The following is a 26,469-nucleotide window of genomic DNA, read 5'->3' as shown; positions in this document are numbered from 1 at the left end:
GTCCGTGGAGGTCCGGGTTGGGTCTCAGACCTGCATTTCAGGCACGCTGTCCGGAATCACCAGCTCGCCGGCGGTGAGACTGGCGATCTCCTCAACGCTCACGCCCGGTGCCCGTTCCCGCAGGATGAATTTGCCGCCCTCGATGTCGAGGAGCGCCATATCAGTGAGCACCCGCTTGATGCAGCCCTTGCCGGTGAGGGGCAGGGTGCACTCGGGCAACAGCTTGGACTCGCCGTGCTTGGAGGCGTGGGTCATGACAACGATGATGTTGTCCGCTCCGGCCACCAGGTCCATGGCGCCGCCCATGCCCTTGATCAACTTGCCGGGAATCATGTAGGAGGCAATGTTGCCCTGGCAGTCCACTTCAAAGGCGCCCAGCACGGTCAGGTCGACGTGACCGCCGCGGATCATGGCAAAGGATTCGGCGGAGGAAAAAATCGAGGCGCCCTTGACCATGGTCACGGTCTGTTTGCCGGCGTTGATCAGGTCGGCGTCCACTTCCTCTTCCAGCGGGAAGGGCCCCATGCCCAGCAGCCCGTTCTCGGACTGCAGCATGACCTGCATGCCGTCGGGGATGTAATTGGCGGCCAGCGTGGGGATGCCGATGCCGAGGTTGACGTAGTAGCCGTCCTGGAATTCCTGCGCTACGCGCTGGGCGAGCTGTTCACGAGTCAAAGCCATGGTGACGTCTCCTTATGCGCTGCGCACGGTGCGCTTTTCAATGTTTTTCTCGAAAGTGCCCTGGATCAGGCGGTTCACGTAGATGCCGGGCAGGTGAATCTGGTCGGGGTCGAGCTCGCCGACTTCGACGATTTCCTCCACCTCCACCACGGCAATCTTGCCGGCGGTGATGGCCATGGGGTTGAAGTTGCGCGCGGTCATGCGAAATATCAGGTTGCCCATGCGATCCGCCTTCCAGGCCTTGGCGATGGAGAAGTCGCCCTGGATGGCTTCTTCCAGAATGTAGTGGCGGCCGTTGAATTCCCGCACTTCCTTGCCCTCGCCCACCGGGGTGCCGTAGCCGGTGGCGGTGAAGAAGGCGGGAATGCCGGCGCCGCCGGCGCGCATTTTCTCCGCCAGGGTACCCTGGGGGGTAAGTTCCACCTCCAGTTCGCCGCTCATCATCTGCGCTTCGAACAGGGCGTTCTCGCCCACGTAGGACGCGATCATTTTCTTGATCTGCTTGTCTTCCAGCAGGATGCCGAGGCCGTTGCCGTCGGTGCCCGCATTATTGGAGGCGATGGTCAGTCCGGTGGTGCCCCGGCGCTTGATCTCCTTGATGAGATTCTCCGGGATGCCGCAGAGACCAAAGCCACCGGCCACGATGGTCATGTTGTCTTCGAGGCCGTCCATCGCTTCCTCGTAGCTGCCTACCACCTTGTCGAATCCGGACATGGCTGTCTCCTTTACTGGCGTGGGTGCACGATAAAAGTGTAGTCGGGACGGCGCGCCGCCGTTCCCGCAACATTGCCGAAGCATGCCCTCGGCGCTTATATTTAACAAATTTCATTAATCTATTAATTGATTGGAAAAATAAATGAATGTGAGTGAGAGGCAGCTCAGGGCCTTTGCCGCCCTGGCCCGTTCCGGGAGTTTCGCCGAGGCCTGCGAACTGCTGCACCTGTCCCAGCCGGCCCTCAGTATCAGTATTCGCAAGCTGGAGGACACCCTGGGCGGACGCCTGTTCACTCGATCCACCCGCTCCCTGGCACTGACCCCGGAAGGCGAAGCCTTTTATCCGGTGGTCAAACGCCTGCTGTCGGATTGGGACCGGGCGCTGGAGGACGTGCACAACCGCTTTGCCCTGCGCCGCGGCAAGCTCCATGTCGCCGCCATGCCCACCTTTACCGCCAGCCGCTTGCCGGCGCTGCTGGCCCGCTTTCACCGGACATATCCCGATATCAACGTGACAGTGCACGATGTGGTGGCCGAAAGCGTGGTGGAAATGGTGCGCCAGGGACGGGCAGAGCTGGGCGTCAGTTTCGACCCCGGCGAGGCCCAGGACCTCACCTTCAAGCCCCTTTTTCGCGACCAGCTGGTGCTGGCACTACCTGCGGGACACGCCCTGTTGGGCAAGCGTGAATTGAGCTGGGAGGACCTGCTGCCCTTCCCCTATATCGCCCTGCAGCGTCCGTCGAGTATCCGCCGCATGGTGGACAATGCACTGGCGGAGCGCAGCCTTCAGTTGACGCCGGCCTTCGAGGCGCACCAGCTGGTGAGTATCGGGCGCATGGTGGCGGCGGGACTGGGCGTGGGGGTAGTACCGTCGCTGAGCGCGGCGCAAGTGGAAGAGATGGGAGCGGCCATTCGCCCGATCGGCTCGCCGGCGCTGGTGCGGGAAGTGGGTGTGTTAACACGCCGCCGGGCGCCGCTGTCGGTGGCCGCCCAGGCCATGCTGGCGGTGCTGGGGGAATCGGCGGCTTAGGGTTTGCAAGGAGGGGTGGCGGCGATGAACTGCGCTGGCGGCCGCTTTTGGTTATCATGCGGCCCCGATTTTCCAATGCTGAACGACTATGCTCCTGTCCCAACAGCAACGCCAGTATGACCACCAGATTGCCGCCTGGCTGATGCTCTGTGCCGCCGTGGTATTCGGCATGATCATTCTCGGCGGCGTCACCCGCCTCACCAACTCCGGCCTGTCCATGGTGGAGTGGAAGCCCCTGATGGGGGTGATCCCGCCCCTCAGCGACGAGGCCTGGCAGCAGACCTTCGACAAGTACAAGGCTTACCCCGAGTACCAGAAGATCAATCGCGGCATGGACCTCGACGGCTTCAAGTCGATATTCCTGTACGAGTACCTGCACCGTCTGCTGGGGCGCACCATCGGCGTGCTGTTTTTCTTCCCCATGCTGTTTTTCATGCTGCGCCAGCGGGTGCCGGCGGGCATGCAGCCGAAGCTCTGGCTGCTTTTCCTGCTGGGCGGATGCCAGGGCCTGCTGGGCTGGTACATGGTGAAGAGCGGGTTGGTGGACAACCCCCATGTCAGCCAGTACCGGCTGACCGCGCACATGGGGCTGGCGGTGCTGATCTATGCCTTCATGCTGTGGCTGATCTTTGATTTGCGCTTTGCCCGGCCGCCGAAAGGCGGCGCGAATGGCCCGCTGGCGGGGTGGTCACTGGTGCTGGTGGCGCTGGTCTACCTGATGATCCTGTCGGGTGCGCTGGTGGCCGGCACCAAGGCGGGCTTTGCCTACAATACCTGGCCGCTGATGGGCACCGGTTTTGTGCCACCCGGACTCTATAGCGGCGTGCCGCCCTGGCTGGACGCCTTCGAGGACATCACCACTATCCAGTTCAATCACCGCATTTTCGCCTACTGCCTGACGGTGCTGATTCCCGTCTTTGCTGTCCTGGCCTGGCGCCGGGCGCCCCGGCCCCGGGTGCGTCTGGCGGTGCTGCTGCTTGTGCTGGCCCTGCTGCTGCAGCTCGGTCTGGGTATCAGCGTCCTGCTGCTGCATGTGCCGGTGTCGCTGGCGGCTGCCCACCAGGGGGGGGCGGTGATCCTGCTGTCGGCGGCTCTCTTTCTCGCCCACACCCTGCGCCGCTAGCTGCGGTAAGTCACCACAAGGTAGCCGCGCAGAGTGGTCTCGCCGCTGTTGGCAATGCAGTGGGGGGTGTCCGCCCGGTAGTGGGCGGAATCGCCCTCGCCCAGTTTGCAGTGGGTGCTGCCGGCGGTGACGGCGGCGCTGCCGCTGGCCACGGTGAGCAGTTCACGGGTGCCGTCGAAGTGGGCAGAGCTCTCCAGGCTGGCGCCGGGCGCTATCACAATCTCGTAAAACTCCACGTCCTTTTCCATGTGCAGTGGCGACAGGGTGCGAATCTGGCATTCGCTGTCGGCACGAAAAATGTGGGCCGGGTCGTCCCCGTGCACAATCTCAATGTGCCCTCCCGCGGAGGGGTCGTCCACCAGTTCGCCTATACTCAGGCCAAAGGCCTGGGCAATGCGGAAGGTCACCGCCAGCGTCGGGTTGGCCTGGCCGCGCTCGATCTGGCTGAGCATGGAGCGGCTGACTCCCGAAGCTGCGGCCAGTTGTTCGAGGGTGAAGTTGTTGCGCTGGCGCAGCTCGGTCACCCGCTCGCAGAGCACTTTGCTGGCGGGGTCAGTGGCGGGTTTGGTCATGGCGATATCCGCTATCCGGGAATTTTGTCTTGTATGAAAGAAAAGTGGCGTCTACTATAGCGGAAATTTTCCACCATAGTGAATGCCTCTGCGCAGGCATGGGATGACAGATGAAAGCACTGGTCAAGAAAGAAGCGGGTACAGGGCTCTGGCTGGAGGACGTGCCTGAGCCGCAGGTCGGGATCAACGATGTCCTGATCAAGGTCAGGCGCACCGCGATTTGCGGCACCGACATGCATATTTTCAATTGGGACGCCTGGGCGCAGAAGACCATTCCTGTGCCGATGGTAGTGGGGCACGAGTTTGTCGGCGAGATTGTCGACGTGGGTTCGAATGTCATTGACTTCCGCCCCGGGCAGATCGTTTCGGGTGAGGGCCATGTGGTCTGCGGTCGCTGCCGCAACTGCATGGCCGGGCGTCGCCACCTTTGCGCCCACACCTCGGGCATCGGTGTAAACCGCCCCGGCGCCTTCGCCGAATACCTGGCGCTGCCCATGTCCAATGTATGGGAGCACAGCCCCGGCATCGATCTCGATGTCGCCGCCCTGTTCGACCCCTTCGGCAATGCCGTGCACACCGCGCTGCAGTACGACCTGCTGGGCGAGGACGTGCTGATTACCGGCGCAGGCCCCATCGGCGCCATGGCTGCCGCGGTGTGCAAACACGCGGGCGCGCGCCATATTGTGATTACCGACCTGATCGACGCCCGGCTGGAGCGCGCGGCGATGCTGGGTGCCACCCGGACTGTCAACGTCTCCCGCGAATCCCTTGCCGACGTGCAGAAATCCCTGGGCATGGAAGAGGGCTTTGATGTCGGCCTGGAAATGTCGGGCAACCCGAAGGCCTTCAACGACATGCTGGTTAACATGTGCCACGGCGGCAAGATCGCCATCCTCGGTATTCCCGCTGAAGATACCGCGATCGACTGGAATACAGTGATCTTCAATATGCTGACGCTGAAGGGCATCTACGGCCGCGAGATGTACGAAACCTGGTACAAGATGTCGGTGATGATCGACTCCGGGCTGGACATCTCCCCGGTAATCACCCATCGCATGGGCTTTGAGGACTTCGAGAAAGGCTTTGAGGTGATGAACGCCGGCGAAGCCAGCAAGGTCATCCTTAACTGGGACTAACGACCCGGCTGTTGATCTAGTGACAATTCAGTGGACCCCTGCCTGCGCAGGCGGGGATCCATTTTTCACCCGCCAAACAGGAACTCACCATGTACGGACCATTCCAGCAACACCTGCAGGCAGAACTCACCGACATCCGCGAGGCCGGCCTGTACAAGTCAGAGCGCGCCATCACCACCGCACAGGGCGCCAGGGTGGGGGTGAAAGGCGGTGCGCAGGTGCTCAATCTCTGCGCCAACAACTACCTCGGCCTGGCCCAGCACCCGGAAGTGAACGCCGCTGCGGCAAAGGGCCTGCAGGACTGGGGCTACGGTATGGCCTCGGTGCGTTTTATTTGCGGTACCCAGACCCTGCACAAACAACTGGAAGACAAGATCAGCGCCTTCCTCGGCACAGAGGACACCATCCTCTACCCCTCCTGCTTCGACGCCAATGGCGGCCTGTTCGAAACGCTGCTGGGGCCGGAGGATGCGGTGATCTCAGACGAGTTGAATCACGCCAGCATTATCGACGGTGTGCGCCTGTGCAAGGCCCAGCGCTACCGCTACAAGAACAATGACATGGCGGACCTGGAGGAACAGTTGCAGGCCGCCGATAAAAACGGTGCGCGTTTCAAGCTGATCACCACCGACGGTGTATTTTCCATGGACGGTTATATCGCCCGCCTGGACGAAATCTGCGACCTGGCCGAGCGCTACGGTGCGCTGGTGCATTTCGACGACTGCCATGCCACCGGCTTTGTCGGCGCCGGCGGCCGCGGCACCCACGAGTTGCGCGGCTGCATGGACCGGGTAGACATCATCACCGGCACCCTCGGCAAGGCGCTGGGTGGGGCCAGCGGCGGCTATACCGCCGCTCGCAGCGAAATCGTTGACCTGCTGCGCCAGCGCTCCCGGCCCTACCTGTTTTCCAACACCGTTGCGCCGCCGGTGGTCGCCGGCGCTATTCGGGCCATTGAACTGGTGGCGGAAGAACCGAGCCTGCGCGACCGACTGGCCCGCAACACCGCCCAGTTTCGGGAAGGGCTGGAGCGACTCGGTTTTGAACTGTTGCCGGGTGAACACCCTATCGTACCGGTGATGCTGCACGATGCCGCACTGGCGGCGAAGTTTGCCGAGGCGGTGCTGGCCCAGGGGGTGTATGTCATCGCTTTCTCCTACCCGGTGGTGCCCAGGGGCAAGGCCCGTATCCGCACCCAGATGTCGGCCGCCCTCAGCAGCGACGACGTTGAGTTTGCGCTGGAGGCCTTCGGCCGGGCGCGCACTCAACTGGCGCTATAGCGGGCTCTTTCAACACCCCGATAGAGTGTGAGCCGGGTCACAGTTGCCCTTTCCGCTGACCCGGCGAGGCGAGTCGGCGCGGGAACTGTGACTGGTGGCGCATTCCCCCGATGGCATTTGCCGGGCAAGTCGCCTATGCTCCCCGGCGACAATAATTCTTTCCTCTTCAGATGCTTGGCCAAGCGCGTTTTGCAGGATAGATAGTAGGGGCAGACTCTTTGAATTCAGCTGTGAAAGACGACAGCCTGTTGCAGTGCCTGTTGGCACTGTGTCGCTACCACGGGAGTGCCTCCACACCCGAGGCCCTGTCCGGTGGCTTGCCGCTGGTCAACGGGCGCCTTACGCCAACGCTGTTCGAGCGGGCGGCCAGCCGTGTGGGCCTGGTGAGCCGGATCGTCGAACGCCCGGCGCAGGAGATCGAGGCCGAGTTGTTGCCGGCGGTAGTATTGCTGGAACAGGACCGCGCCTGCCTGTTGCTGGCCTGGGATCGCGACAGCGATACCGCTTCGGTGATCTACCCGGAGCTCAATGAAGCGGCAGTCCAGGTGGCTGGCGAAAAACTGCGCCAGCAGGACACCGGCCGGGCTATCGTTTGCCGGCCGCGCTTTCGCTTTGACCAGCGCACGCCGCGCAAGACAGAATCCAGCCGTGGCCACTGGTTCTGGGACGCCATACGCGCCAATACGCCCATCTACCGGGATGTGCTGCTGGCGGCGCTGTTCATCAATATCTTTGCCCTGGCGCTGCCGCTGTTCACCATGAATGTCTACGACCGCGTGGTGCCCAACTACGCGGTGGAAACGCTGTGGATGCTGGCGGCGGGGGTGGGGATCATCATGATCGCCGATATCACCCTGCGCACCATGCGCGCCTACTTTCTCGATCTCGCCAGCCGGCGGGTCGATATGCGGCTGTCTTCCCAGATTATGGAGCGGGTGCTGGGCTCGCGGCTGGAAAGCAAGCCGGTATCGGTGGGTTCCTATGCGGTGAACCTGCGCTCCTTTGAAACCGTGCGTGACTTCATCACCTCGGCTTCCATTACCACCCTGATCGATGTGCCCTTCGCCCTGATTTTTATCGGCGTGATCGCCTGGATTGCGCCCCTGGTGCTCATCCCCATTGGTATAGGCCTGCTGATCGTACTGGGTTACGCCCTGGCCACCCAGGGCAAACTCAAGGAGCTGACGGAAACCACCTATCGCGCCGGGGCGCTGCGCAACTCCACGCTGATCGAGAGTCTGGTGGGCCTGGATACCATCAAGGCGATGGGCGCGGAATCGCGGATGCAGCGCAAGTGGGAGGAAACCACCTCCTTCCTGGCCCATGTTGGGGTGCAACTGCGGCTGGTGTCCAATTCCACGGTGAACCTGACCCTCTGGAGTCAGCAGATGGTCACCGTGTTTGTTATCGTCACCGGTGTTTACCTGATCTCCGCCGGCGAACTGAGTATGGGTGGGCTGATCGCCTGCACCATGCTGGCGGGTCGGGTAATGGCACCCTTCGGCCAGGTGGCCGGCCTGATCTCCGCCTATCACAATGCCCGGGTGGCGCTGCAGTCCCTGGACGATGTAATGGCACAGCCAATGGAGCGCAGCGAGGGCGCCCAGTTCCTGTCGCGGGAGATGTTCCAGGGAGATATCGAGTTCCGCAATGTGTCGTTTGCCTATCCCGGCAGCGAGATGTCCTCCCTGAATAATGTGTCTTTCCGTATTCGACCCGGCGAGCATGTGGCCATCCTCGGGCGGGTGGGTTCGGGTAAATCCACTCTGCAGAAGCTGGCAATGGCGCTTTACCAGCCTACTGACGGCGCCATCATGGTGGATGGCATCGACCTGCGGCAACTTGATCCCACTGAGTTGCGTTCCCGCGTGGGCTATGTGCCCCAGGATGTCACCCTGTTCTACGGCAGCCTGCGGGACAACCTCACCCTGTCCCACAGCAATGTCAGTGACGCCGCCCTGGTGCGGGCGGCTGAGATCGCCAACCTCGGCGAGTACATCAACCGCCACCCCCAGGGTTTCGATATGTTGATCGGGGAGCGCGGCGATTCCCTGTCCGGCGGCCAACGCAAATGCGTGGCGCTGGCCAGGGCTGTCATCCACGACCCGCCGATCCTGCTGATGGACGAGCCCACCGGTTCCATGGATCACTCCACCGAGGTTGCGGTCAAGAAGCAGCTACAGCAATACGTGAAAGGGCGCACCTGGGTGGTTGTCACGCACCGCAACTCCCTGCTGGAGATGGTGGATCGCATCATTGTGATCGACAACGGCAAGCTGGTGGCCGATGGCCCCCGCGACAGCGTGATCCAGGCCCTGCAGCAGGGCAAGATCGGGGCGGCCAAATGAACGACCTGTCCAAACTGCCACTCGATCAACCGGCCCCGGAGAAAAAGAAGCGCTCCCTGGCCGATTTACTGTTTGGCCCCTGGCTGAAAGATCCGGACGATGTGCCGCGCAACTGGCAGCAGGACGCCCACAACGCCTTCCTGTCCCAGCAGCCGCTGCGGGCCCGGGCGCTACTATATTTTCTGGCGGTAACGGTAATCGTTCTGGTGGCCTGGTCGGCGCTGGCGGAAATCGACGAGGTGACCCGCGGCCAGGGCAAGGTAATTCCCTCGCGCAAGGTGCAGGTGATCCAGTCCCAGGATGGTGGTGTGGTGACTGAAATCCTGGTGAAGGAGGGGGGCATTGTCGAGCAAGGGCAGCTGTTGGTGCGCCTGGACCAGACCCGCTCGGAATCCAGCCTGCGGGAGAGCATGGCGGAGTTGAGGGCCATGCGGGTGAAAGCCGCTCGCCTGCGCGCCGCAGTGCGCGGTGAGGACTTCACACCGCTGGCGGAGTGGCAGGAGATGGTGCCGGAGATCGTTCTCGAGGAATTGGCACTGTTCGAGTCCGGCAAGGCAAAACTGGCGGTGCAAAAGGAAATCGCCAGTGAGCAGTTGTTGCAGCGACAGGAGGAACTGTCTGAGGTGACGGCGCGCTCTCGCCAGCTTGGCCGCTCCCTGGAGCTGGCGCGGCAGGAGCTGGGTGTTACCCGGCCGATGGTGCAGTCCGGGGCAGTCTCCCAAGTGGAAATATTACGCCTGGAACGTGAGGTGAACCGCCTCGGTGGCGAGTACGAGCAGGCCCAGGCCCAGGTCAAGCGTATCCGCTCCGCCATCACCGAGGCAGAGCGCAAGCTGCTCGAAGTGGAAATCGAATTTGCCAATGAGTCCCGCACCGAACTGACTGAAACCCTGGCGCGTATCAATGGCCTGGAGGCGGCCAATACCGGCCTGTCCGACCGGGTGCAGCAGACTGAAGTGCGTTCGCCAGTCAAGGGCACCGTCAAGCAGCTCTATTTCAATACCATTGGCGGGGTGGTGCTGCCGGGAAAGGAAATCGTGGAAGTGGTGCCTCTGGACGACACCCTGCTGCTGGAGGTGCGCATCCGGCCCAAGGACATTGCCTTCCTGGTGCCTGGGCAGAAAGCGCTGGTGAAATTTACCGCCTATGATTTCGTGGTCTACGGCGGCCTTGAGGGGGTGGTTGAGCACATCGGTGCCGATACCATCATGGACGAGGAGGGCAATCCCTTCTACGAGATCAATGTACGCACCGAAGAGACCTCCCTTGGCGAGAACCTGCCCATCATCCCCGGGATGACGGTGGAGACCGATATTCTTACCGGCAAGAAATCCATACTTGCCTACCTGATGAAGCCGGTGCTCAGGGCCAAGCAGTATGCGTTGACGGAGCGTTGATGGAACAACTCTTTGTAACCTCGAGTGGACAGCTGCGTCAGCGCTGGATGCAGGCTTTTGCCGATGCCCGCGCTGCCCTGCGCGTGGCGGATGCAGTGTCGCTGGCGCCGCGGGATCCGCGAATCCTGTGGCTGGATGCCAGCGGTCTCGATCGCACGGCGTGCCTGGAACGGGTGCGAGAGGCCGTGGCGACCGGCAGCCGCGTCGTGCTGATGTCTGCGGTGCCCGGCGAAGCGGAGGCTTTCGAGGCGCTGAACCAAGGCGCCGTAGGCTACTGCCACGTGGAAGCCGCGCCTTCACAGTTGCGCGAGATAGCCCTGGTGGTGGAACACGGCGGCCTGTGGATGCTGCCGGAGCTGGTGCAGCGCCTGATGGGGCTGTCCCTGCGGGTGGTGCCGACGCCGGCGCCGGCCCATCCCCAGCTGGATACCCTCACGTCCCGGGAGCTGATGGTGGCGGGGCGTGTGGCCCGCGGCGCCAGCAACCAGGAAATTGCGGAGGCCCTCGATATCAGTGAGCGCACCGTTAAAGCCCACCTGTCCTCCATCTTCGACAAGCTGGGGGTGCGGGACCGGGTCCAGCTCGCCCTGGCCATGAATAACATCCCCACTTATACATCTGTGAACTGACTCACAACATTCCCCGCACATCCTGCCCTTTTGTCCAATGCCTCTTCCCGCGGGCTGGCCTAGTATGCAGATTCCCAGTATCGGATGTGGCCCGCAACCTTGTCGGGCCTGCTCACAAAAGGAACTGATTCATGGCCAACGAAGCAATCGCAACCGTGGTGGCAGTAGTCGGGAAGGCCTTCGCCCGCAATGAGGATGGCGAGTTACGCGAAATTCGCCCCGGCGACGTCATCATGGAGGGCGAGACCGTTGTCACCCCCGACGGCGCCCATGTGGAACTGTCCCTGTCCGATGGCAACCCGTTTGTCATTTCCAACGTAGAGGAAATGGCGCTGACCCGCGACCTGCTGGCCGAGCGCGCTGCCGGCCCCGACGAGAGTGCGGTGGAAGACGAATCCATCGACGCCGTACTGGCCGCCCTTGAAGGTGACGGTGATATCGGCGACGTACTGGAAGCGACTGCTGCCGGTTCCAGTAGTGGTGGCGGTGCCGAGGGCGGTGGCCACAGCTGGATTCGCCTGGGCAGGATTGTCGAGAATACTGACGAATTTTCCGGCCTCCAGGCCCCCGCCTTTACTGGCGAGGAAGGGGTGTCCGAACAGGATCCGAGCCTGCTGCCCGTCGATGCCATTGACGATGCTGAAACCACGGAACCCGGACAGCCGGTGGTGATTGAGGTGCTCGACAACGATATCTTTGTCGAGGGCGCGATTGTCACCAGTGTGACCCAGGCCACCAACGGCACTGTTGTCATTAACCCCGACAGCACCGTCACCTATACTCCGAACCCCGGATTCTTCGGTGAAGATACCTTCACCTACACCGCGATCAGCCCCAATGGCGATGCTTCCGATACCGCCACGGTGACGGTGACCATACCTGAGCCGCCTCCGCCGCCCCCTCCGCCGCCCCCGCCCGAATTGTTCCTGAGCATCGATGATGTGACGGTAACCGAAGGCGACACGGCGACGCTCACCATTACCCTGTCCGGTCCAAGCGATTCGCCGGTGACAGTCCAGTTTGCCAGCGCCGATGGCTCCGCTACCGTGGAAGGGGGTGACTACGACCCCGGCACCGGCACAATCACCTTCGCTCCCGGCACCACCCAGGTCACCGTGTCTTTTGCCACCAATGAAGATGACCTGCAGGAAGGCGCGGAGAATTTCACCGTTAACCTCAGTAACGCCAGTGGCGCGACGATTGCCGATGGCGAAGGTGTCGTCACCATCGTCGATGACTTTGTGCCGGAAATCTCCATCAACGATGTGGTGGTCACCGAGGGCCAGACCGCCAGCGTAACGTTGACCCTGTCAGGCGCCGTTGACCAGCCGGTCACCGTGCAGTTCGCTTCGGCAGACGACAGCGCAACCGTTGTCGGGGGGGACTATGACCCGAACAGTGGCACCATTACCTTTGCGCCCGGCACCACGGAAGTTACCGTGCAGTTCGCCACCAACGCAGACGATATCGAGGAACTGACCGAGCAGTTCTTCGTTAACCTGAGCAATGCCACCAATGCCACCATCGCGGATCCGCAGGGCATTGTGCAGATTGTGGACGGCACGGAACCGCCGCCTCCACCTCCGCCGCCCCCGCCGCCTCCGCCCCCCCCGCCGGAGAACAATCCCCCGGACGCGGTGGACGACGCCTTTACCACGGCGGTGAACACGCCGGTGTCTGGCAACGTGCTGCCCAATGACAGCGACCCGGACAGCGACCCGCTCACAGTCACTGGCAACACCGACCCGCAGAATGGCACCGTGGTGGTCAATGCCGACGGCAGCTTTGAATACACTCCGAACGACGGTTTCGACGGTACTGATACCTTCACCTACACCATTACCGATGGTGAGGGCGGTACCGATACTGCAATCGTGACCATCACCATCGACGACAACCCGGTGGAACTGGATCTGCCAGCCGCCGGTGAAGCGGGTACCCTGGTCAGCGAGGCCGGCCTGCCGGTGCGCGGTGAAGAACCTGCCGGCTCTGCCGGTGACGACAGTGAAACCACCGCCGGCATCATCGCCTTCAGCGGTGAAGACAGCCCACTGAGTGTCACCATCAACGGTCAGGAAGTGACCGCTGTTGGCCAGACTTTCTCCGGCCAGAACGGCTTTGGCGTCCTGACCGTCACCAGTATTGCCGCCGGCAGCATCGGCTATTCCTATACCCTGGCTGACAACACCAGCGGCGACACGACCCAGGATATCTTCGAGGTATCTGTGTCCGACGCCGACGGTGATACCCAGGTGGGCACCCTGGCCATCGATATTACCGACGATGTGCCGGAGGCCGAAGACGATTCCGGTGTGGTGCTTTCCGGCGGTACCCTGGACGTGGCGGCCGAAAGCGGCCTGCTGGCCAATGATACGCTGGGTGCAGATGACGCCGTGGTGACTGCGCTGGAACCCGCTGAGGGCAACCAGGGCTCGATCACCTGGAATGCCGATGGCAGTTACGTTTACGTGGCCGCAACCAACGCGACTTACAGCGATACCTTTGTCTATACCCTGACCGATGGTGACGGCGATACCTCCACCGCGGTGCTGACAATCGATGTCACCGATGGCTCGCCCAACGCGCCGGCGGAGAGCGCCACGGTTTTCGAGAGCGCGCTGGACACGGTTCAGGACGAGGGCGACCTCGCCCCTGCGGCGGTCACCGGCAGCGACCCTGGCAGCACGGGGGAATCGGTTTCCGGGCAACTCGACGCGGCGGACCCCAACGGCGATGAACTGACCTACACCGCGGGAACGTTTACGGGCACCTACGGCACGCTGCAGGTGTTTGCCGATGGCAGCTATATCTACACACTGACCGCTCCTGTAGGGCCGACCTCGGCCAGTGTTCAGGGTCCGCATACCGAGTTGGCGGCGGAAAGCTTCAGCTATCAGGTGCAGGACACCAGCGGCAATATGGCCTCTGGCACAATTACCATCGATATCGTCGATGACGTCCCGGTCGCCACTGCGGATACGGCCAGCGTAGTGGAAGGTGCGACGGTTAGCGGCAACGTGACCGACAACGACATTGCCGGCGCCGATGGCTTCGCGGCTGATAAAGTCGTGGGCGTGACGAGTGGCAGCGATACCTCCAGCCCGGTAACGGGTGGCGTCGGCGTGGCCATTGCCGGTGCCCACGGTACTCTGGTGCTGGCCAGTGATGGCGGCTACACCTACCAGGCCAACCCGAATACGGTGCCGCCCGGTGCGGAAGACACCTTCGTCTACACCGTGGTGGACAGCGATGGCGATACCTCGACGACGACGCTGACCATTACGCACACCGCTTCTGACCTGAGTGTGACCGGTGCCGACGTGCTGGTCGACGAGGCAGCGCTGGATGTTATTGGCAGCAACCCAGGTCTGGATACCGAGGTTGCCGAGGGAACCATTGGCGCCAGTGGCGGTGATGGCAACTACACTTTCAGCTTTGCCAATGGCGGCGACGGTACCGGCACCTACGGCAACCTTGTGCTGGACTCCGCGACAGGCGCCTTTACCTACACCTTGACCAGCAAGTTCGAGCACACCCCGGGCATCAACGACGGTATCACCGTGGAAGACAATGTCGAGACCTTCGATATCCTGGTCTCCGACGGGTTGGGCAACACGACGACGACCACCGTCACCGTAGATATCCAGGACGATATTCCCGCCAGTATCGACGACGATAGCCAGACCCTGCTGATTCCGGTGAGTGAGCAGCGCGTTTCCGGCCTTGTGGCCGACTGGCAAAATGTGGTCAATGCCGACAACGGCGGCACCCTGATCGAGTCTGCCGATGGCAATGGCGTGTATCTGGAGTGGGGCACCCCCTCCGGCAACACCGATCGCTCCGGCTATGATTTCGGCTTCCAGCCCGGCACCACGACCGGTGTCGGCATCGAAACGGATTCCCTGTTTGTTCTCGGGACCTTGTCGCACAACAACTTCTCGATCAATACCAATACCGGTTCGTTGGGCTCGGCCGATCTGGTCGTGTCGTTCGACCTGGTGATCGACGGCGTGTCAGTGCCGGTTTCGACTACCATCCAGCTGAAGCACACCGAGACTCCCAATGATGGCGCAGACCCGCGTGACATCATGCAGATCCTCAACACCGGTGTGTCGTCGCAGGAGATTTCAGTCAACGGGCGCACCTTCACCCTGTCGATCGAGGGCTTCCAGGACGGCAGTGGTAACCTGGTGGATACCGTGTTCACCAATGAAGGCGCGGTTAACTCCTTCAACCTCTTCGCCAGGCTGGAATCCACCGACGACCTGCCGACCATTAGCGGCCCCCTCGGCGGCGATGAGTTCGGTGCCGACGGCCCCGATGGTGATGGCGAGCGTATCTGGGACGGCATCAACGGTTCCGGAGAGATTGTCGGCACCTACGGCACCATCCGCATCAACGCCGACGGCACTTACGACTACACCCTGAGCCGTGAGGCGCGCGATGCCTTCAGTGTCGATGATCAGCTCAGCGAAGTGTTTACCTACACCCTGCGCGACAGCGACGGTGACGAAGTGCAATCGTCCTTCACCCTCAACCTGACCGGGGTGGACAACGCCACCTTCCAGGACAGTGCCGTGGCAGGTATTCGCTACGAAACCTCCTCTGGCCTGGTGGGCGAAACCGAGGCGGACGGCAGCTTCTACTATCGCTCCGGTGACCGGGTGACCCTGAGCGTTGGCAGCATCGTCCTTGGCACCATGCTGGTAGACGACGTGGTCGCCGACGGTCAGGTTTTCCTGCAGGAAATTGCAGGTACTGAACTTGGCGATCTCAACGACGAGTATGTCGAGAACATGGCTGTGTTCCTGCAGACCCTGGATGCCGACGGTAACCCCGACAACGGCATTGAGATCACCGCGCAGGCTCACCAGGACTTCAGCAGTGCGAGCTTCGACCTGGCCACAATGAGCGGGGAGGAACTCGCTGTTGCACTGACCGACGCGGGCTACGAGCCGGTCTCCGAGGCGGACGCCATGGCCCACGTGCGCGAAGTGCTCGAGGAGAAAGGCGGTGTCACCGAGTTCGAGGAGCATGTAAGCGATGCGCCTGTCCTGCTGGCGTCGGAGGGTGACGATGTATTCGCCTTCGCGCTGGACGAATCCGGCGACGCCGAAGCCGATGTCTCGATTATCGGTTTCGGTGACGAAGGCCAGGACGTCCTCGACCTGCGCGACCTGCTGATCGGTGAAGAGGCCCCGGGCGCGGACCTGACCAGCTACCTCGATATCACCTCTGACGGCACGGATACTGTCATTCGCGTCAGCAGTGCAGGCGAGTTTGGCAGCGGCTCTGAACCGACCCATGTCGACCAGACCATTACCCTGACGGGCGTTGACCTGGTGAGCGGCCACGACAGCATGCAGTCTGTCATCCAGGGCATGCTGGATAGCGGCAAGTTGAATATCGACCAGTAGCTCAACCAGCAGTAACAATCTCCAGGCCCCGGTCTGCCGCAAGGCGCCGGGGCCTTTTGCTGTGTGATGCATTTCACATTTCCGCGCCGGGGAGTACCGGTTATCTGACTTTCCGGCCGTTCGTCCAGCGCCGGCTTGCTTGCCGGATGCAGTCGATTAGGCTGTGCTGAGGGATTTTCTCTTGGCGCTGAAAAAAACGGCGGGGTAATGGCAGGACAACACACAGCATTGGATGGTCGCCTGCTCGAGCGGGGTTTTACCCTGATCGAACTGATGGTGGTGCTGGCGATTCTGGCGATTTTACTGTTTGTCGCTGCGCCGGGGTTTCAGGACCTGATTCGTAACAATCGACTGGTATCCGAGGTGTATGCCCTGCGGGCCACCCTCGCCAATGCCCGCTCCGAAGCGATGGCGCGCAGGGCAGCGGTTACTGTATGCCCTATTGATAGTGCTCAAAATTGTTTAGTGGGCAGTGATTGGAGTTCGGGCTACAAGAGTTTTCTGGCAGACCCGAATCAGCCATTCCAGGTCAAGAATCTGGAATCAAATGCTATTGCCGTGCTATTCGATGGCGGTAACCAGGTCAGGTTTGACCAGCGGGGGAATGCCCTCGGTTTTGACGGTGCCTTTACGTTTTGTGATCAGCGGGGAGAAGAACACGCAAGTTCGCTGATTCTATCGCCAGTGGGTTCTGTGCGTTCGGCAACGGATACCGATGGGAACAATATCGTTAATGCCCACCCACAGGCGGATGGAACCTTTAACGATATAGCAGCAGCGGATTGCCCATGAACGCGAGCTTCAAAACACATTCTTTACGCCGGGTGCAGGGAAGTGGATTGCGTGCCGGGGGTGGATTTACCCTGATTGAAGTGCTGATCGCCTTTGTTATTCTCTCGATCGGCCTGCTGGGGATTGTGAGTTTGCAAGCGCTGTCGAAAGTGTCTCAACACCAGTCAATGCAGCGTACTCGTGCTGTGACGGTGGCGGATGACCTGCTGGAACGCATTCGCGCAAACCCACAGGGCATGACGACGTATACCGCCGGGAGTGTGGTCTACGGTGGAAGCACTCTCTCGGCACCGGCCGCCAATTGCAATACAGCGTCATGTACAACTGTGGAACTGGCGACACACGATCTTTGGGAGTTTGAGCAGGCACTGGATGGCGCTGGTGAAACCGTAGTTTCCGGTGGTGCCACCCGCTCTGTGGGAGGGCTTGTGCAACCTCAGGCTTGTATTGTGTTTACCCCCGATAGTGGTAAGACCAATACTGGTATTCTGAACATCATTGTTCAGTGGCGTGGGTTGGAGGAGACCACCGATGCAGTGGTAGCTGGAGGGAGAACCTGCGGAGGTGCAAGTGCAGGAAATGACAGGAGTCGCCGCCAGGTAATTGTGAGTAGTTATATTGTCGACGCGGGGGACCTGTGAAGCAGACAGTGTGGATATTTCACCGAAGCCGGGGCTTTTCACTGGTCGAATTTATGGTTGCCATTCTTCTCGGCGCCATTGTCATTGCGGGCGCGGTTTCTGTTTACCTGGGATCCAAGCGATCGTATACCGAGGTCGAGCAATTTTCCGAATTATCCGAGAATGGCAGGTTTGCCATTCAGTTGATGACCTATTCCCTGCGTCACGGTGGCTTCTTTGGTGCCGCCAAGGGTGGTGATATCAGCCGAGGCCCGGACCTCGGCAGTGTGTCCGGTGATTGTGGGGCTGGTAGCGGGGCGGACGCTTCAGTATTCAATACCACGGACAACCTGATTGCCTTTCGGTCAACGGATGGTAACGCCTTCTCCTGTATTGGTGATGCTGCCACGAACTCTGACGTGCTTGTCATCAAAAGTGCGAGACCCTCACCGCGGTACGATGCCGACCCGGCTGACCCCAACCAGCCGAAGGATGGAGTTATCTCCTTTGTACGCGGCGGTGGCAACGTATTTGAGGCGGATCAGGCCTACCTAATTGCCAACAGCGAAGCCGGCGTATTGATTGATGGTGATGATGTGACGAAGCCCGATGTGTCAGTGGGAGGCCCCATGGCGCTAGCTGTGGCTTGGCCCTATGTGTTTGAAGCATTCTATGTGCAAAACCTGGCTGAGCCGACCTTGACCCGGTTGGTGCTGGAGCGCAATGGTGCAAACTGGAGCTTGCGAAAAGAGCAACTGGTGCCCGGTGTCGAGGCCATGAACTTTCGTTTTGGTATGGACACCACCGGCAACGGAAATGTAGATACTTACACCAATGCCGCTGGCGTCGGGGGCGACTGGGATCGGGTGGTTGTGGCAGAGATATTCCTGCTGATGCGCACGCTGCGCGAAGACCCCAGGCACACAGATGAAAAGACCTACCAGGTTGCCGATCGCAGTCTTAGCGGCGCGGCATTGGGCGCCCGTTTTCACCGGGTTTTGTTAAGCGGTAGCGTCAATCTGCGTAATCCCGGGTTGACCTTGCGTGCTGGAGGTTAACATGAGGCCTGTGGGTAAAAGGCATGGTGTCTATGAGCAGGGCGTTGCCCTGGTAGTGTCATTGCTGTTTTTGCTGGTTGTTACGATTATCAGTATCACGGCGGCAAACAACAGCTCTCTGGGTCTTAAGATTTCTGCGAATCTTCAGGATGGGTATCAGTCGTTTCAGGCTGCCGAGGCGGGCATTTATGCGGCGCTGGGGCTGGCGAACGGCGCGAAGGATCCATTCAACCGACGGCAAGTTGTTCTGGAACCGTTTGACGGAGTCTCTCCTCATCCATTGCGTAATGTCATCGATCCGAATTCCCCCAGTGTCGATGTCGATGTGTTTCTCATTGCGTTTGGACGGGACTGCCCGAGGGCAGCATCTGACCGTGGCGGAAGTAGTGTTGGAACCTTTGATTGCGATTATTACCGGGTGACTTCGCGGCATGAGGTGGTCGAAAGGGCGCGAACTCAGGTTGAACTGGGAGTGGTAAAAACAGTAGTGGGAGAAAGCGGTTAGGCATGTCTTGATTGCAATGGAATCTGTCATGCGTATCGCGATAGTGCCTGTACCGTCTGATTGGGTGGCTGAGATGAAAAACTGTTTCAATTTTCTGCGAATAGCACTGGCATTGCTGCTGGTGTGTGCGCTTCGTATTTCCCCGGCAGCTGCTGATGACACAGAAATCTATCAGGCTGAATTCAGTGCCGAGGCAGGCGGGCGCCCGAAAGTGCTGGTTGTATTTGATGACTCGGGCAGTATGAGCACCATGGTGTCCCAGCAAAAGCCTGAGTACGACCCTAATGGCAGTTACCAGGAGACCTTTGATCCCAATCGTATTTACTGGTCGACCGATGGCAGTATTCCCGACGAGCGCGTGCGCATCAATGGCAGTTGGCAGGACAACCCCAACTGGTTTTACGCCAGCCAGAATCGTTGTGCGTCATCGTACGATCCTCTGGACGATCTTGGTTCCTTTACGGCAAACCGTGCGCTGCGCTGGAAGGATTCAGAGACGATACAGGATCAGTGTGGCGCGTGGCAGTGCCCCGCCGGGCAGTTTTATTTGAATGACTATCAGGGCTCCGACGGTGCAGGGTGTTATGCCCGGGAGGAAACGGCGGTTCCACGTTTTAAACTGGTTTATCTCTACCAAGCGAATCGCGGATGGGAAAGGAACAACTGCCGTGATGATGGCAATTATGTTGGTTATGACTGGGATAGCCGACGCTACAACTGTTACTCCTACGAACGTGACGATTCCGGCACTGGCGGTTACTACTATACCCGCCATTGGGGTACATACCGGAGCTGTGGTCGTGATCGCAATATCGAGTTGGATAGTTTGCCAACCAACGAGGCCGGTGACAGTTGTTGGGATTACACCACCGGCACACAAAACGAAATCGATGTTGCCGACGTCCGCAAAGGTGACGCCACCCGCCAGTGTGAGGACATTTTTGTCCCGGGCGAGTGGATTTCCCTGAGCTCCGGTGTGCATAACCTGGAGCCGGGCGAATCGGTTAGTGACCTGCCTCACGTAGAGTGTCTGAATGACGTTACCGACCGCAACGATGGGAATGGTAGCGGCATGCCCAATGGCTACCCGCAAGACAACGTTGCGACGGGTTCGGAATACGGCCCCGAGCCTGATAATGGCGTTGACTGGGGTAATCAGGCTTACACCTTCTATACCTCCCATTGGCTTGACTACCACTATGACGACAGCCTCGAGGAAGACAAGTCGCGCCTTGAGATTGCGCAGGAAGTGCTGACCTCATTAATCAGGACCAATCCAGGCATTGACTTTGGCCTGATGGAGTTCAATTACAACGAAGGGGGAAGGATTGTTCAGCGAATTATCCAGAACATGGACACGGATGACCGTACTAACCTGATCGACATGGTCAATCGCATTGACCATGCCGGCAGTACGCCTATCTGCGAGTCCATGTACGAGGCCTATCGCTACATTGCCGGGCTGGGTGTCGTGTATGGCGATGACGCCAGATCCGGTAGTGACAGCCGCGGCACCTATGATGTGCTTAGCCGGGATATGTCGGCAGAGAGCAATGGCACTTATATTTCGCCAAATACGGATTGTGCGTATACCTATGTCATCTTTCTCACCGATGGTTTCCCCCAGAGTGATACTGGTGCAAACAGTGCCATAGAGACATTGACCGGCAAGACCTGCAGTCGGTATCAGGATGCCGACGGCGATAACACCAAGAACTGTTTGCCGGAACTCGCGGAGTATATGGCGACGACCGACCTTGACGGCGACGACAGCAATGGTGACCAGCTTGGCATTACCTACACGATCGGCTTTACCCAGGACCAGGATTTGCTCAAGGACGCCGCGGCGAAAGGTAAGGGCAAGTACTATCTGGCAAATAATGCCCAGGAACTGACAGAAGCATTTCAGGGAGCTTTGGTTGGCATCCTGTCGACAGATACCACGTTTACTTCACCGGCTGTCGCTGTGGATACATTTACCAGGACACAGAGCCGCAACGAGGTGTTCTATGCCATGTTCAAGCCCAGTAGCTCAGTAGACTGGATAGGCAATATCAAGAAGCTCCGATTGCGGATACAGGACGGCGAAGCCGTTCTGGTGGATAGCCGTGGCTATGACGCGATTGACAGCACCACCGGTTACATCAAAGACTCTGCTACGACTTACTGGAGTGGAGAGGCGGATGGTGGCTTTGTGGATAAAGGTGGGGTTGGAGGGCTTCTGGCTGCCCGGTCGCCGGCTACGCGAAATATCTACTCCAACATCGGTGCGTCAGGGGCGCTGGAACGGTTCAATAGCGCAAATGTGACACCCGCAGCGATGGGAGTGGCCACGAATGATGATCTGTATCGGCGCTTCAACGTGTCCAATTCGACCGGGCTTGGCCGGATACTCGCCTGGGCCCAGGGTTACGATGCCTACGACGACGACGATGATGGCCGTATAGATGACACCCGCAAGTGGCCATTGGGCGATATCCTGCATAGCCAGCCGGCCATTATTAACTATGGGGCTCGCACTGGTTTCAGTGCCAGTGATCCGGACCTTCGCATCGTTGTCGGTACCAACTCCGGTTTTATCCATATGTTTGGGGATGATAACGGACAGGAGGATTGGGCGTTTTTCCCGAAGGAGCTGGCGGGCATATTGGTGCCGAGGCAAGCAGATCGTATCAGCAACGACAATATTTATGGCATGGACCTGACACCCGTTGTGTATACCGTTGATCAGAATGCTGACGGCACACTGGACTCGGGCGCTGGTGACAAAGCGTGGCTCTTTATCGGCCAGCGGCGGGGTGGGCGGTCATACTATGCACTGAATGTCTCCAATCCCGACTCGCCTCAATTCATGTGGCGCATTGGTCCGGACGTCGGTGGCTTTTCCGAGTTGGGTCAGTCCTGGTCGCAGCCGGTGGTGACGCGGATACCCGGCTACGTTGATGACGCAGGTAATTCAAAGCCGGTTCTCATATTCGGTGCAGGTTATGACACCAATAAGGATAGTGATGGAGTTGGACGTGTAGATACCCGCGGCCGCGGCCTGTTTATCGTAGACGCCGAGACGGGAAGTCTCATATGGAGCGTGTCCCCAGGAGGTACAAACACGGCAACGCATATGGTTGAGCCAGGCCTACTACACTCAGTTCCGGCGGAGGTGACGGTAATAGACAGTAACGCGGACGAACTGACGGATCGTATTTATTTCGGGGATACCGGGGGTAATTTGTGGCGGGTGGATCTTGCCGGAAACAGCCTGCCGGATTCCGCTCAGGATTCCTGGTATGTGACCCGTTTGGCTGATTTTAATCCGGGGCTGGCATCGGAAGATCGGCGGTTCTTCAATGCGCCTGATGTAGTTAAAGTCCGAATTGACGGTGTGCCAGTTGATGCGGTGATTATTGGAAGTGGCGATCGCACCAACCCGGTCTCCACTGATGTTCAGGACCGTTTGTACCTCTTCCGTGACTATGCCGTGAATTTGTATACCACTACACGCCCCTCTATCTCTGCGTGTGAAGATGAGGAGCTGACGGATTTCCGGTGCAGCCTGCCGGTCTCCGATGGCGACCTATTCAACATAACCAGTGGCCTGCTGCAATCCGATGATGAACAGGAACGCCTGGATGCCGAAACTGCCCTGCAGGGGGCCGCGGGCTGGTATTTGAACCTGCAGGGTGCGGGTGAGAAAAGTCTGGCCAAGACGCTGACTATCAATGGCAAAGTGTTTGCGGCCACCTTTACACCGTCGAATCTGTTGAGTGATATCAATGTATGCGAGCCTCAATCCGGTAACGGTATGATGTATGTCATTGATCTATATGATGGCGCCCGTAGTACTCTCGCGCTGGGAGGCGTGATTCCAGACACTCCGTCGGTGCATTTTGGTTCGGATGGCAAAGTCAGGATGCTACTGCCCCCCGGTACGCCGCCCGGTGATATTGATGATGACGACGGCGACGGCGACGGCGACGGCGGCAATTGTGTAGGCGGCGTATGTGATGTCGACGCTACACTGCCCGCTCCGTACGGTAATTACTGGTTCCAGGAGGAGTTCTAGTGAATACAGCTGTGACCGCATTCCGCTCAGGGACAGCCTTGCCGGGCAGGTATTCCGGATTTACCCTGATTGAGGTGATGATCGCTGTTGTTATTGTTGGTATTTTGATGGCGGTAGCTCTGCCCGCCTACCAGAACAGCCTGATCAAAGGCCGGCGCAGCGATGGCATGTCCGCGTTATTTGATGTGGCCAACCGGCAAGAGCAGTTTCTGCTTGACCAGAATACCTACACCACGGATATGAGGGAGCTCGGGTTTCAAGTAGACCCAATGGTTTCGGAAGAAGGTCATTATTCAGTTGATGCGGCGCCCTGTACGGGAGGGACTATCGCCACTTGTTACATTGTCTCAGCAACGCCGATAGCCGGTGGTGCACAGGCAAACGATAGCCGCTGCGGTATACTGCGCCTGGACTCCAGCGGTAGAAAGACCGCAACGGGTACCCGCCAGCAGGAATGCTGGTAACAGGAGATTGGATATGTCAGGACATGTGATGCGTCTGTCGGTGATTGTCGGGCTTCTTCTGGTGGCATTTGAAGCCGCTGCCGTCAAGGAGATACCGCGCCACTCATACAAGTGCCAGCTGGTGTCTGAAACCGGCAGCGATGCGTATCTCGAAATTCAGGCGCATTCGCTGGAAGATGCGAAACGTCTGGCAAAGTCCGCGAGTGTTGAAGACAGAGAGGGGCTGGAAGCACCCGTCAAGGCAATCAAGGAGTGCATAGAAGCAGGTCACTCCACGTACTTCAAAGACTCTGAGTTCCAGCGCTACACTGAACGTTTGGCGCAGTAAGCTTACCCACCGGGAGAACAACCATCTTGCCTTACGTCCTGAGAACCCGCGCCGGACAGATTTCTGCCCTGAGCAATGACTTGCTGGAAGGGTACGAGTGGATTGCCAGTGACGATGCAGAGTTGCGGGTATTCATCGCGAAAAGTGCCGGCATGATAGATCATTTGTCTGCCTCGGATCTGGATATGGTCCGTGTGCTGGAGGACCTGGTCGAACTGCTGGTCCAGAAAGGCGTCATCCTCTTCACCGAACTTCCCGAGTCAGCCCAGGAGAAAGTGCTTCGCCGCCAGTCACTGCGCAGCGACCTGCGCAACGACCTGGATTTACTGGGCGACGACTGAGCGCCTTAACCGCCGGCAGGGATTCTGGCGGAAGCTGATCAGTTTTCCTCGATGGTGACTACCGGCCCGGTAATTCCATCGATGCCCAGTTCCTGCAGCATGTCCCGTTCCGCTTCGCTGCGCACACCCTCGGCGATCACTTTCACGCCCACTGAATGGCCGACAGTACACAGGGTGCGCAGCAGGGTCTGGTTGGCGACATTGGTATCCACGTCGCGGACGAAGGACGCGTCCACTTTCAGGTAGTCCAGGCCCACGTCGTGCAGTTGCCCGATATCCGAAAGCTGGTGCCCCACGTGCTCGATACCCATCTTGCTGCCATAGGCCTTGGCGCGCTGGCACAGGCGTTTGAAGTTGTCGAGGTGGCGGAAGGCCATGGCTTCGGGTACTTCCATCCACAGCAGCTTGGCGGCTTCCGGGTGCGGGGACAGGCGTTCGCTCATCCACATGGGGAAGCCGGGCTCGACCACGGCTGCCACCGACAGGTTGATGCAGATCGGCTTGTTGCGCACCGAGATCATGCGCAGGGCGAGGTCGATGACATGCTGGTCCAGTACGCTGGACATCTCCAGCCGGTTGATCCACGGCAGGAAGGCGCCGGCGGACAGGGTTTCTCCCTCCCACTCCAGTCGTACCGGGCACTCGAAGTGGATCAGGTTTTTCCTCAGGTCGAGAACCGGGAAGGTGGCCAGGGTAAATTTATCCTCCTGCAGCGCGCGTTCGAAAATGCCGCGCCAGTGGGCCATCTGCTCGCGCATGGGCAGCATCTGCATGTCGCCCTTGTAGGCGACGCTGATACCTGATTCGCGCTGCTTTTCGGTGGCCAGCAGGGCGCCGTCCAGTCGTGTCATCAGTTCGCCGATGGTCTCGCCGTGGACATACACCGTGGTAGCCACCGGTAGTTTGACATCGCTGTCCATGCTGCGATGGCGGAAGACGTCGTTGATGGCCTCCTGCACGTTGCGGGCGACTTTCTCGGGTTCGGTGGAGCGGGGCGCCAACAGCGCGAAATCTGAACCGTTGAGGCGCGAGGCCGCCCAGCGGCTGTGGGTAGCGACGATGCCATTGAGGGCCTTGCCGATATCGCCGAGCAGTCCGTCGATGGTGCGGCGCCCGTAAATCTGGTTCATCTGGGCCAGGCCGCTGATGCGCAACAGTGAAAGGGTGCCGGTGGCGTTGACGTCGTCGCTCTCCAGTGCCGCTTCCAGGGTTTGCATAAAGGGCTCGCGGTTGGTCAGGCCGGTCACCTTGTCCACATGCGCCTGGCGCTGCCATTTTTCCAGCCGGCGGGCTTCCTCTGTGAGCACTTTCTGGATACGCACAGAAAGGTTGTTCATCGCCGCAACGACCTTGCGAAACTCCAGTGTGTAGGGTTCGTCAGTGGTAATGAAGCGCCGCTCGCCAATGGCTTCGGCCTGGGTGACAACGTCATCCAGCGGGCGCAGGATGATGCGCAGCAGGTAGTTGCCGAGCAGGCCGGCGACGATCATCGCTACCAGGAAGACCAGAGCCAGTTTCTCGGTGCTCTGCCACAATTCGCGGTAGGCGAAGCGGGAGTGGCTGCGCAGGGTCAGGGTGCCTACCTGTTGCCAGCCTTTCTGCACGTCGGCGCGACCCGCCTCCACCTCGATGGGCAGGAGCTTGATGAACCAGCCGGGGGCATCGGTGATGGTCTGTTTGTCTTCGCGCCGGATGATGACGTCTCCCTCGGGGGAGATAAGCTCGATCATTTCGTAGTGGCCGGTGTCGAATTGCGCCGACAGGGTCAATTCCAGCAGTACCGGGTCGGCATCCTGCTGGGTAAGCGAGAGCGCCAGCGCGGTCGCGTTGTCCGAGTTCTTCATGTAGAGCTGCTGCTCCAGGTAGCGCTTGGCCGACAGGCTGTTCACCACAAAGCTGCCGCCGAATACCAGAATCAACAGGAAGATGATTGCCAGCCAGAGTTGTTTGAAGAGTGACATAGTTGCTCCGTTT

20 protein-coding genes are annotated in these 26,469 nt (G+C 59.9%); 16 read left to right on the top strand and 4 right to left on the bottom strand.

The features are described from left to right. Positions 1 to 24 precede the first annotated feature (24 nt). Positions 25 to 681, bottom strand: a complete 657-nt coding sequence (locus FVW59_RS15195) for a 3-oxoacid CoA-transferase subunit B (RefSeq protein WP_148065219.1) — start codon at positions 679 to 681, stop codon at positions 25 to 27. A 12-nt stretch (positions 682 to 693) separates the two neighbouring features. Further along, positions 694 to 1,395, bottom strand: a complete 702-nt coding sequence (locus FVW59_RS15190) for a CoA transferase subunit A (protein ID WP_148065218.1) — start codon at positions 1,393 to 1,395, stop codon at positions 694 to 696. A gap of 142 nt (positions 1,396 to 1,537) precedes the next feature. On the opposite strand from FVW59_RS15190, the gene FVW59_RS15185 reads away from it, so the two are divergent. Then, the gene (locus FVW59_RS15185) at positions 1,538 to 2,425 is read left to right on the top strand and encodes a LysR family transcriptional regulator (RefSeq protein ID WP_148065217.1); all 888 of its coding nucleotides are present in this window, start codon (positions 1,538 to 1,540) and stop codon (positions 2,423 to 2,425) included. 88 nt (positions 2,426 to 2,513) lie between these two features. After that, positions 2,514 to 3,548, top strand: a complete 1,035-nt coding sequence (locus FVW59_RS15180) for a COX15/CtaA family protein (RefSeq protein ID WP_148065216.1) — start codon at positions 2,514 to 2,516, stop codon at positions 3,546 to 3,548. Here FVW59_RS15180 and FVW59_RS15175 read toward each other — a convergent pair. After that, positions 3,545 to 4,120 (bottom strand): helix-turn-helix domain-containing protein, encoded by a 576-nt coding sequence (locus FVW59_RS15175; RefSeq protein ID WP_148065215.1) that lies wholly within the window; start codon positions 4,118 to 4,120, stop codon positions 3,545 to 3,547. The genes FVW59_RS15180 and FVW59_RS15175 overlap by 4 nt on opposite strands. A gap of 110 nt (positions 4,121 to 4,230) precedes the next feature. Here FVW59_RS15175 and tdh point away from each other — a divergent pair, with 110 nt between their 5' ends. The 14 genes from tdh to FVW59_RS15105 all read left to right on the top strand — a co-directional run bounded on the left by tdh (position 4,231) and on the right by FVW59_RS15105 (position 24,495). Continuing rightward, the gene (gene tdh, locus FVW59_RS15170; protein WP_148065214.1) at positions 4,231 to 5,256 is read left to right on the top strand and encodes an L-threonine 3-dehydrogenase; all 1,026 of its coding nucleotides are present in this window, start codon (positions 4,231 to 4,233) and stop codon (positions 5,254 to 5,256) included. Between the two features lie 89 nt (positions 5,257 to 5,345). Next, positions 5,346 to 6,536 (top strand): glycine C-acetyltransferase, encoded by a 1,191-nt coding sequence (locus tag FVW59_RS15165; RefSeq protein WP_148065213.1) that lies wholly within the window; start codon positions 5,346 to 5,348, stop codon positions 6,534 to 6,536. 218 nt (positions 6,537 to 6,754) lie between these two features. After that, a complete protein-coding gene (locus tag FVW59_RS15160) occupies positions 6,755 to 8,884 on the top strand; it encodes a type I secretion system permease/ATPase (protein WP_187275922.1) in 2,130 nt (709 codons plus the stop codon). Then, on the top strand, positions 8,881 to 10,281 hold the full coding sequence (locus FVW59_RS15155) for an HlyD family type I secretion periplasmic adaptor subunit (RefSeq protein ID WP_148065211.1): 1,401 nt from the start codon (positions 8,881 to 8,883) through the stop codon (positions 10,279 to 10,281). The genes FVW59_RS15160 and FVW59_RS15155 overlap by 4 nt, the downstream gene beginning before the upstream one ends. Beyond that, positions 10,281 to 10,910, top strand: coding sequence for a response regulator transcription factor (locus tag FVW59_RS15150; RefSeq protein ID WP_148065210.1), 630 nt, complete (start codon positions 10,281 to 10,283; stop codon positions 10,908 to 10,910). The genes FVW59_RS15155 and FVW59_RS15150 overlap by 1 nt, the downstream gene beginning before the upstream one ends. A gap of 131 nt (positions 10,911 to 11,041) precedes the next feature. Then, the gene (locus tag FVW59_RS15145) at positions 11,042 to 16,327 is read left to right on the top strand and encodes a retention module-containing protein (protein ID WP_148065209.1); all 5,286 of its coding nucleotides are present in this window, start codon (positions 11,042 to 11,044) and stop codon (positions 16,325 to 16,327) included. 207 nt (positions 16,328 to 16,534) lie between these two features. Further along, complete coding sequence (locus FVW59_RS15140; protein WP_148065208.1) at positions 16,535 to 17,119, top strand: GspH/FimT family pseudopilin; 585 nt, start codon at positions 16,535 to 16,537, stop codon at positions 17,117 to 17,119. Then, complete coding sequence (gene pilV / locus FVW59_RS15135; RefSeq protein ID WP_148065207.1) at positions 17,116 to 17,760, top strand: type IV pilus modification protein PilV; 645 nt, start codon at positions 17,116 to 17,118, stop codon at positions 17,758 to 17,760. The genes FVW59_RS15140 and pilV overlap by 4 nt, the downstream gene beginning before the upstream one ends. After that, positions 17,757 to 18,797 (top strand): PilW family protein, encoded by a 1,041-nt coding sequence (locus FVW59_RS15130; protein ID WP_148065206.1) that lies wholly within the window; start codon positions 17,757 to 17,759, stop codon positions 18,795 to 18,797. The genes pilV and FVW59_RS15130 overlap by 4 nt, the downstream gene beginning before the upstream one ends. 1 nt (position 18,798) lies before the next feature. Further along, positions 18,799 to 19,302, top strand: coding sequence for a PilX N-terminal domain-containing pilus assembly protein (locus tag FVW59_RS15125; RefSeq protein WP_148065205.1), 504 nt, complete (start codon positions 18,799 to 18,801; stop codon positions 19,300 to 19,302). A gap of 28 nt (positions 19,303 to 19,330) precedes the next feature. Beyond that, a complete protein-coding gene (locus FVW59_RS15120; protein ID WP_187275921.1) occupies positions 19,331 to 23,362 on the top strand; it encodes a pilus assembly protein in 4,032 nt (1,343 codons plus the stop codon). Next, on the top strand, positions 23,362 to 23,826 hold the full coding sequence (locus tag FVW59_RS19795; RefSeq protein ID WP_281290181.1) for a type IV pilin protein: 465 nt from the start codon (positions 23,362 to 23,364) through the stop codon (positions 23,824 to 23,826). Before FVW59_RS15120 ends, FVW59_RS19795 begins: the two co-directional genes overlap by 1 nt. Before the next feature lie 13 nt (positions 23,827 to 23,839). Further along, positions 23,840 to 24,154: a hypothetical protein gene (locus FVW59_RS15110; protein ID WP_148065203.1), complete on the top strand. Its 315-nt coding sequence runs from the start codon at positions 23,840 to 23,842 to the stop codon at positions 24,152 to 24,154. Positions 24,155 to 24,180: 26 nt separating this feature from the next. Next, positions 24,181 to 24,495 carry a tryptophan synthase subunit beta like protein gene (locus FVW59_RS15105; protein WP_148065202.1) on the top strand — a complete coding sequence of 105 codons (315 nt, stop codon included), beginning with the start codon at positions 24,181 to 24,183 and terminating at the stop codon, positions 24,493 to 24,495. Positions 24,496 to 24,533: 38 nt separating this feature from the next. On the opposite strand, the gene FVW59_RS15100 is transcribed toward FVW59_RS15105, so the two are convergent. After that, positions 24,534 to 26,456 (bottom strand): EAL domain-containing protein, encoded by a 1,923-nt coding sequence (locus tag FVW59_RS15100; RefSeq protein ID WP_148065201.1) that lies wholly within the window; start codon positions 26,454 to 26,456, stop codon positions 24,534 to 24,536. Positions 26,457 to 26,469: the final 13 nt, after the last annotated feature.

Origin of the sequence: Parahaliea aestuarii, assembly GCF_008064635.1 — a bacterium.
GTDB classification, from domain to species: Bacteria; Pseudomonadota; Gammaproteobacteria; order Pseudomonadales; family Halieaceae; genus Parahaliea; species Parahaliea aestuarii.
This window is presented reverse-complemented; position numbering and strand designations above follow the sequence as displayed.

Excerpts from the sequence above, each read along its gene's own strand:
- tdh (WP_148065214.1), top strand. The coding sequence starts at position 4,231 with ATGAAAGCACTGGTCAAGAAAGAAGCGGGTACAGGGCTCTGGCTGGAG.
- FVW59_RS15155 (WP_148065211.1), top strand. The coding sequence starts at position 8,881 with ATGAACGACCTGTCCAAACTGCCACTCGATCAACCGGCCCCGGAGAAA.
- FVW59_RS15120 (WP_187275921.1), top strand. The coding sequence starts at position 19,331 with ATGCGTATCGCGATAGTGCCTGTACCGTCTGATTGGGTGGCTGAGATG.
- FVW59_RS15110 (WP_148065203.1), top strand. The coding sequence starts at position 23,840 with ATGTCAGGACATGTGATGCGTCTGTCGGTGATTGTCGGGCTTCTTCTG.
- FVW59_RS15185 (WP_148065217.1), top strand. The coding sequence starts at position 1,538 with ATGAATGTGAGTGAGAGGCAGCTCAGGGCCTTTGCCGCCCTGGCCCGT.
- FVW59_RS15175 (WP_148065215.1), bottom strand. The coding sequence starts at position 4,120 with ATGACCAAACCCGCCACTGACCCCGCCAGCAAAGTGCTCTGCGAGCGG.
- FVW59_RS15140 (WP_148065208.1), top strand. The coding sequence starts at position 16,535 with ATGGCAGGACAACACACAGCATTGGATGGTCGCCTGCTCGAGCGGGGT.
- FVW59_RS15125 (WP_148065205.1), top strand. The coding sequence starts at position 18,799 with ATGAGGCCTGTGGGTAAAAGGCATGGTGTCTATGAGCAGGGCGTTGCC.
- pilV (WP_148065207.1), top strand. The coding sequence starts at position 17,116 with ATGAACGCGAGCTTCAAAACACATTCTTTACGCCGGGTGCAGGGAAGT.
- FVW59_RS15165 (WP_148065213.1), top strand. The coding sequence starts at position 5,346 with ATGTACGGACCATTCCAGCAACACCTGCAGGCAGAACTCACCGACATC.
- FVW59_RS15180 (WP_148065216.1), top strand. The coding sequence starts at position 2,514 with ATGCTCCTGTCCCAACAGCAACGCCAGTATGACCACCAGATTGCCGCC.
- FVW59_RS15190 (WP_148065218.1), bottom strand. The coding sequence starts at position 1,395 with ATGTCCGGATTCGACAAGGTGGTAGGCAGCTACGAGGAAGCGATGGAC.
- FVW59_RS15150 (WP_148065210.1), top strand. The coding sequence starts at position 10,281 with ATGGAACAACTCTTTGTAACCTCGAGTGGACAGCTGCGTCAGCGCTGG.
- FVW59_RS15145 (WP_148065209.1), top strand. The coding sequence starts at position 11,042 with ATGGCCAACGAAGCAATCGCAACCGTGGTGGCAGTAGTCGGGAAGGCC.
- FVW59_RS15100 (WP_148065201.1), bottom strand. The coding sequence starts at position 26,456 with ATGTCACTCTTCAAACAACTCTGGCTGGCAATCATCTTCCTGTTGATT.
- FVW59_RS15195 (WP_148065219.1), bottom strand. The coding sequence starts at position 681 with ATGGCTTTGACTCGTGAACAGCTCGCCCAGCGCGTAGCGCAGGAATTC.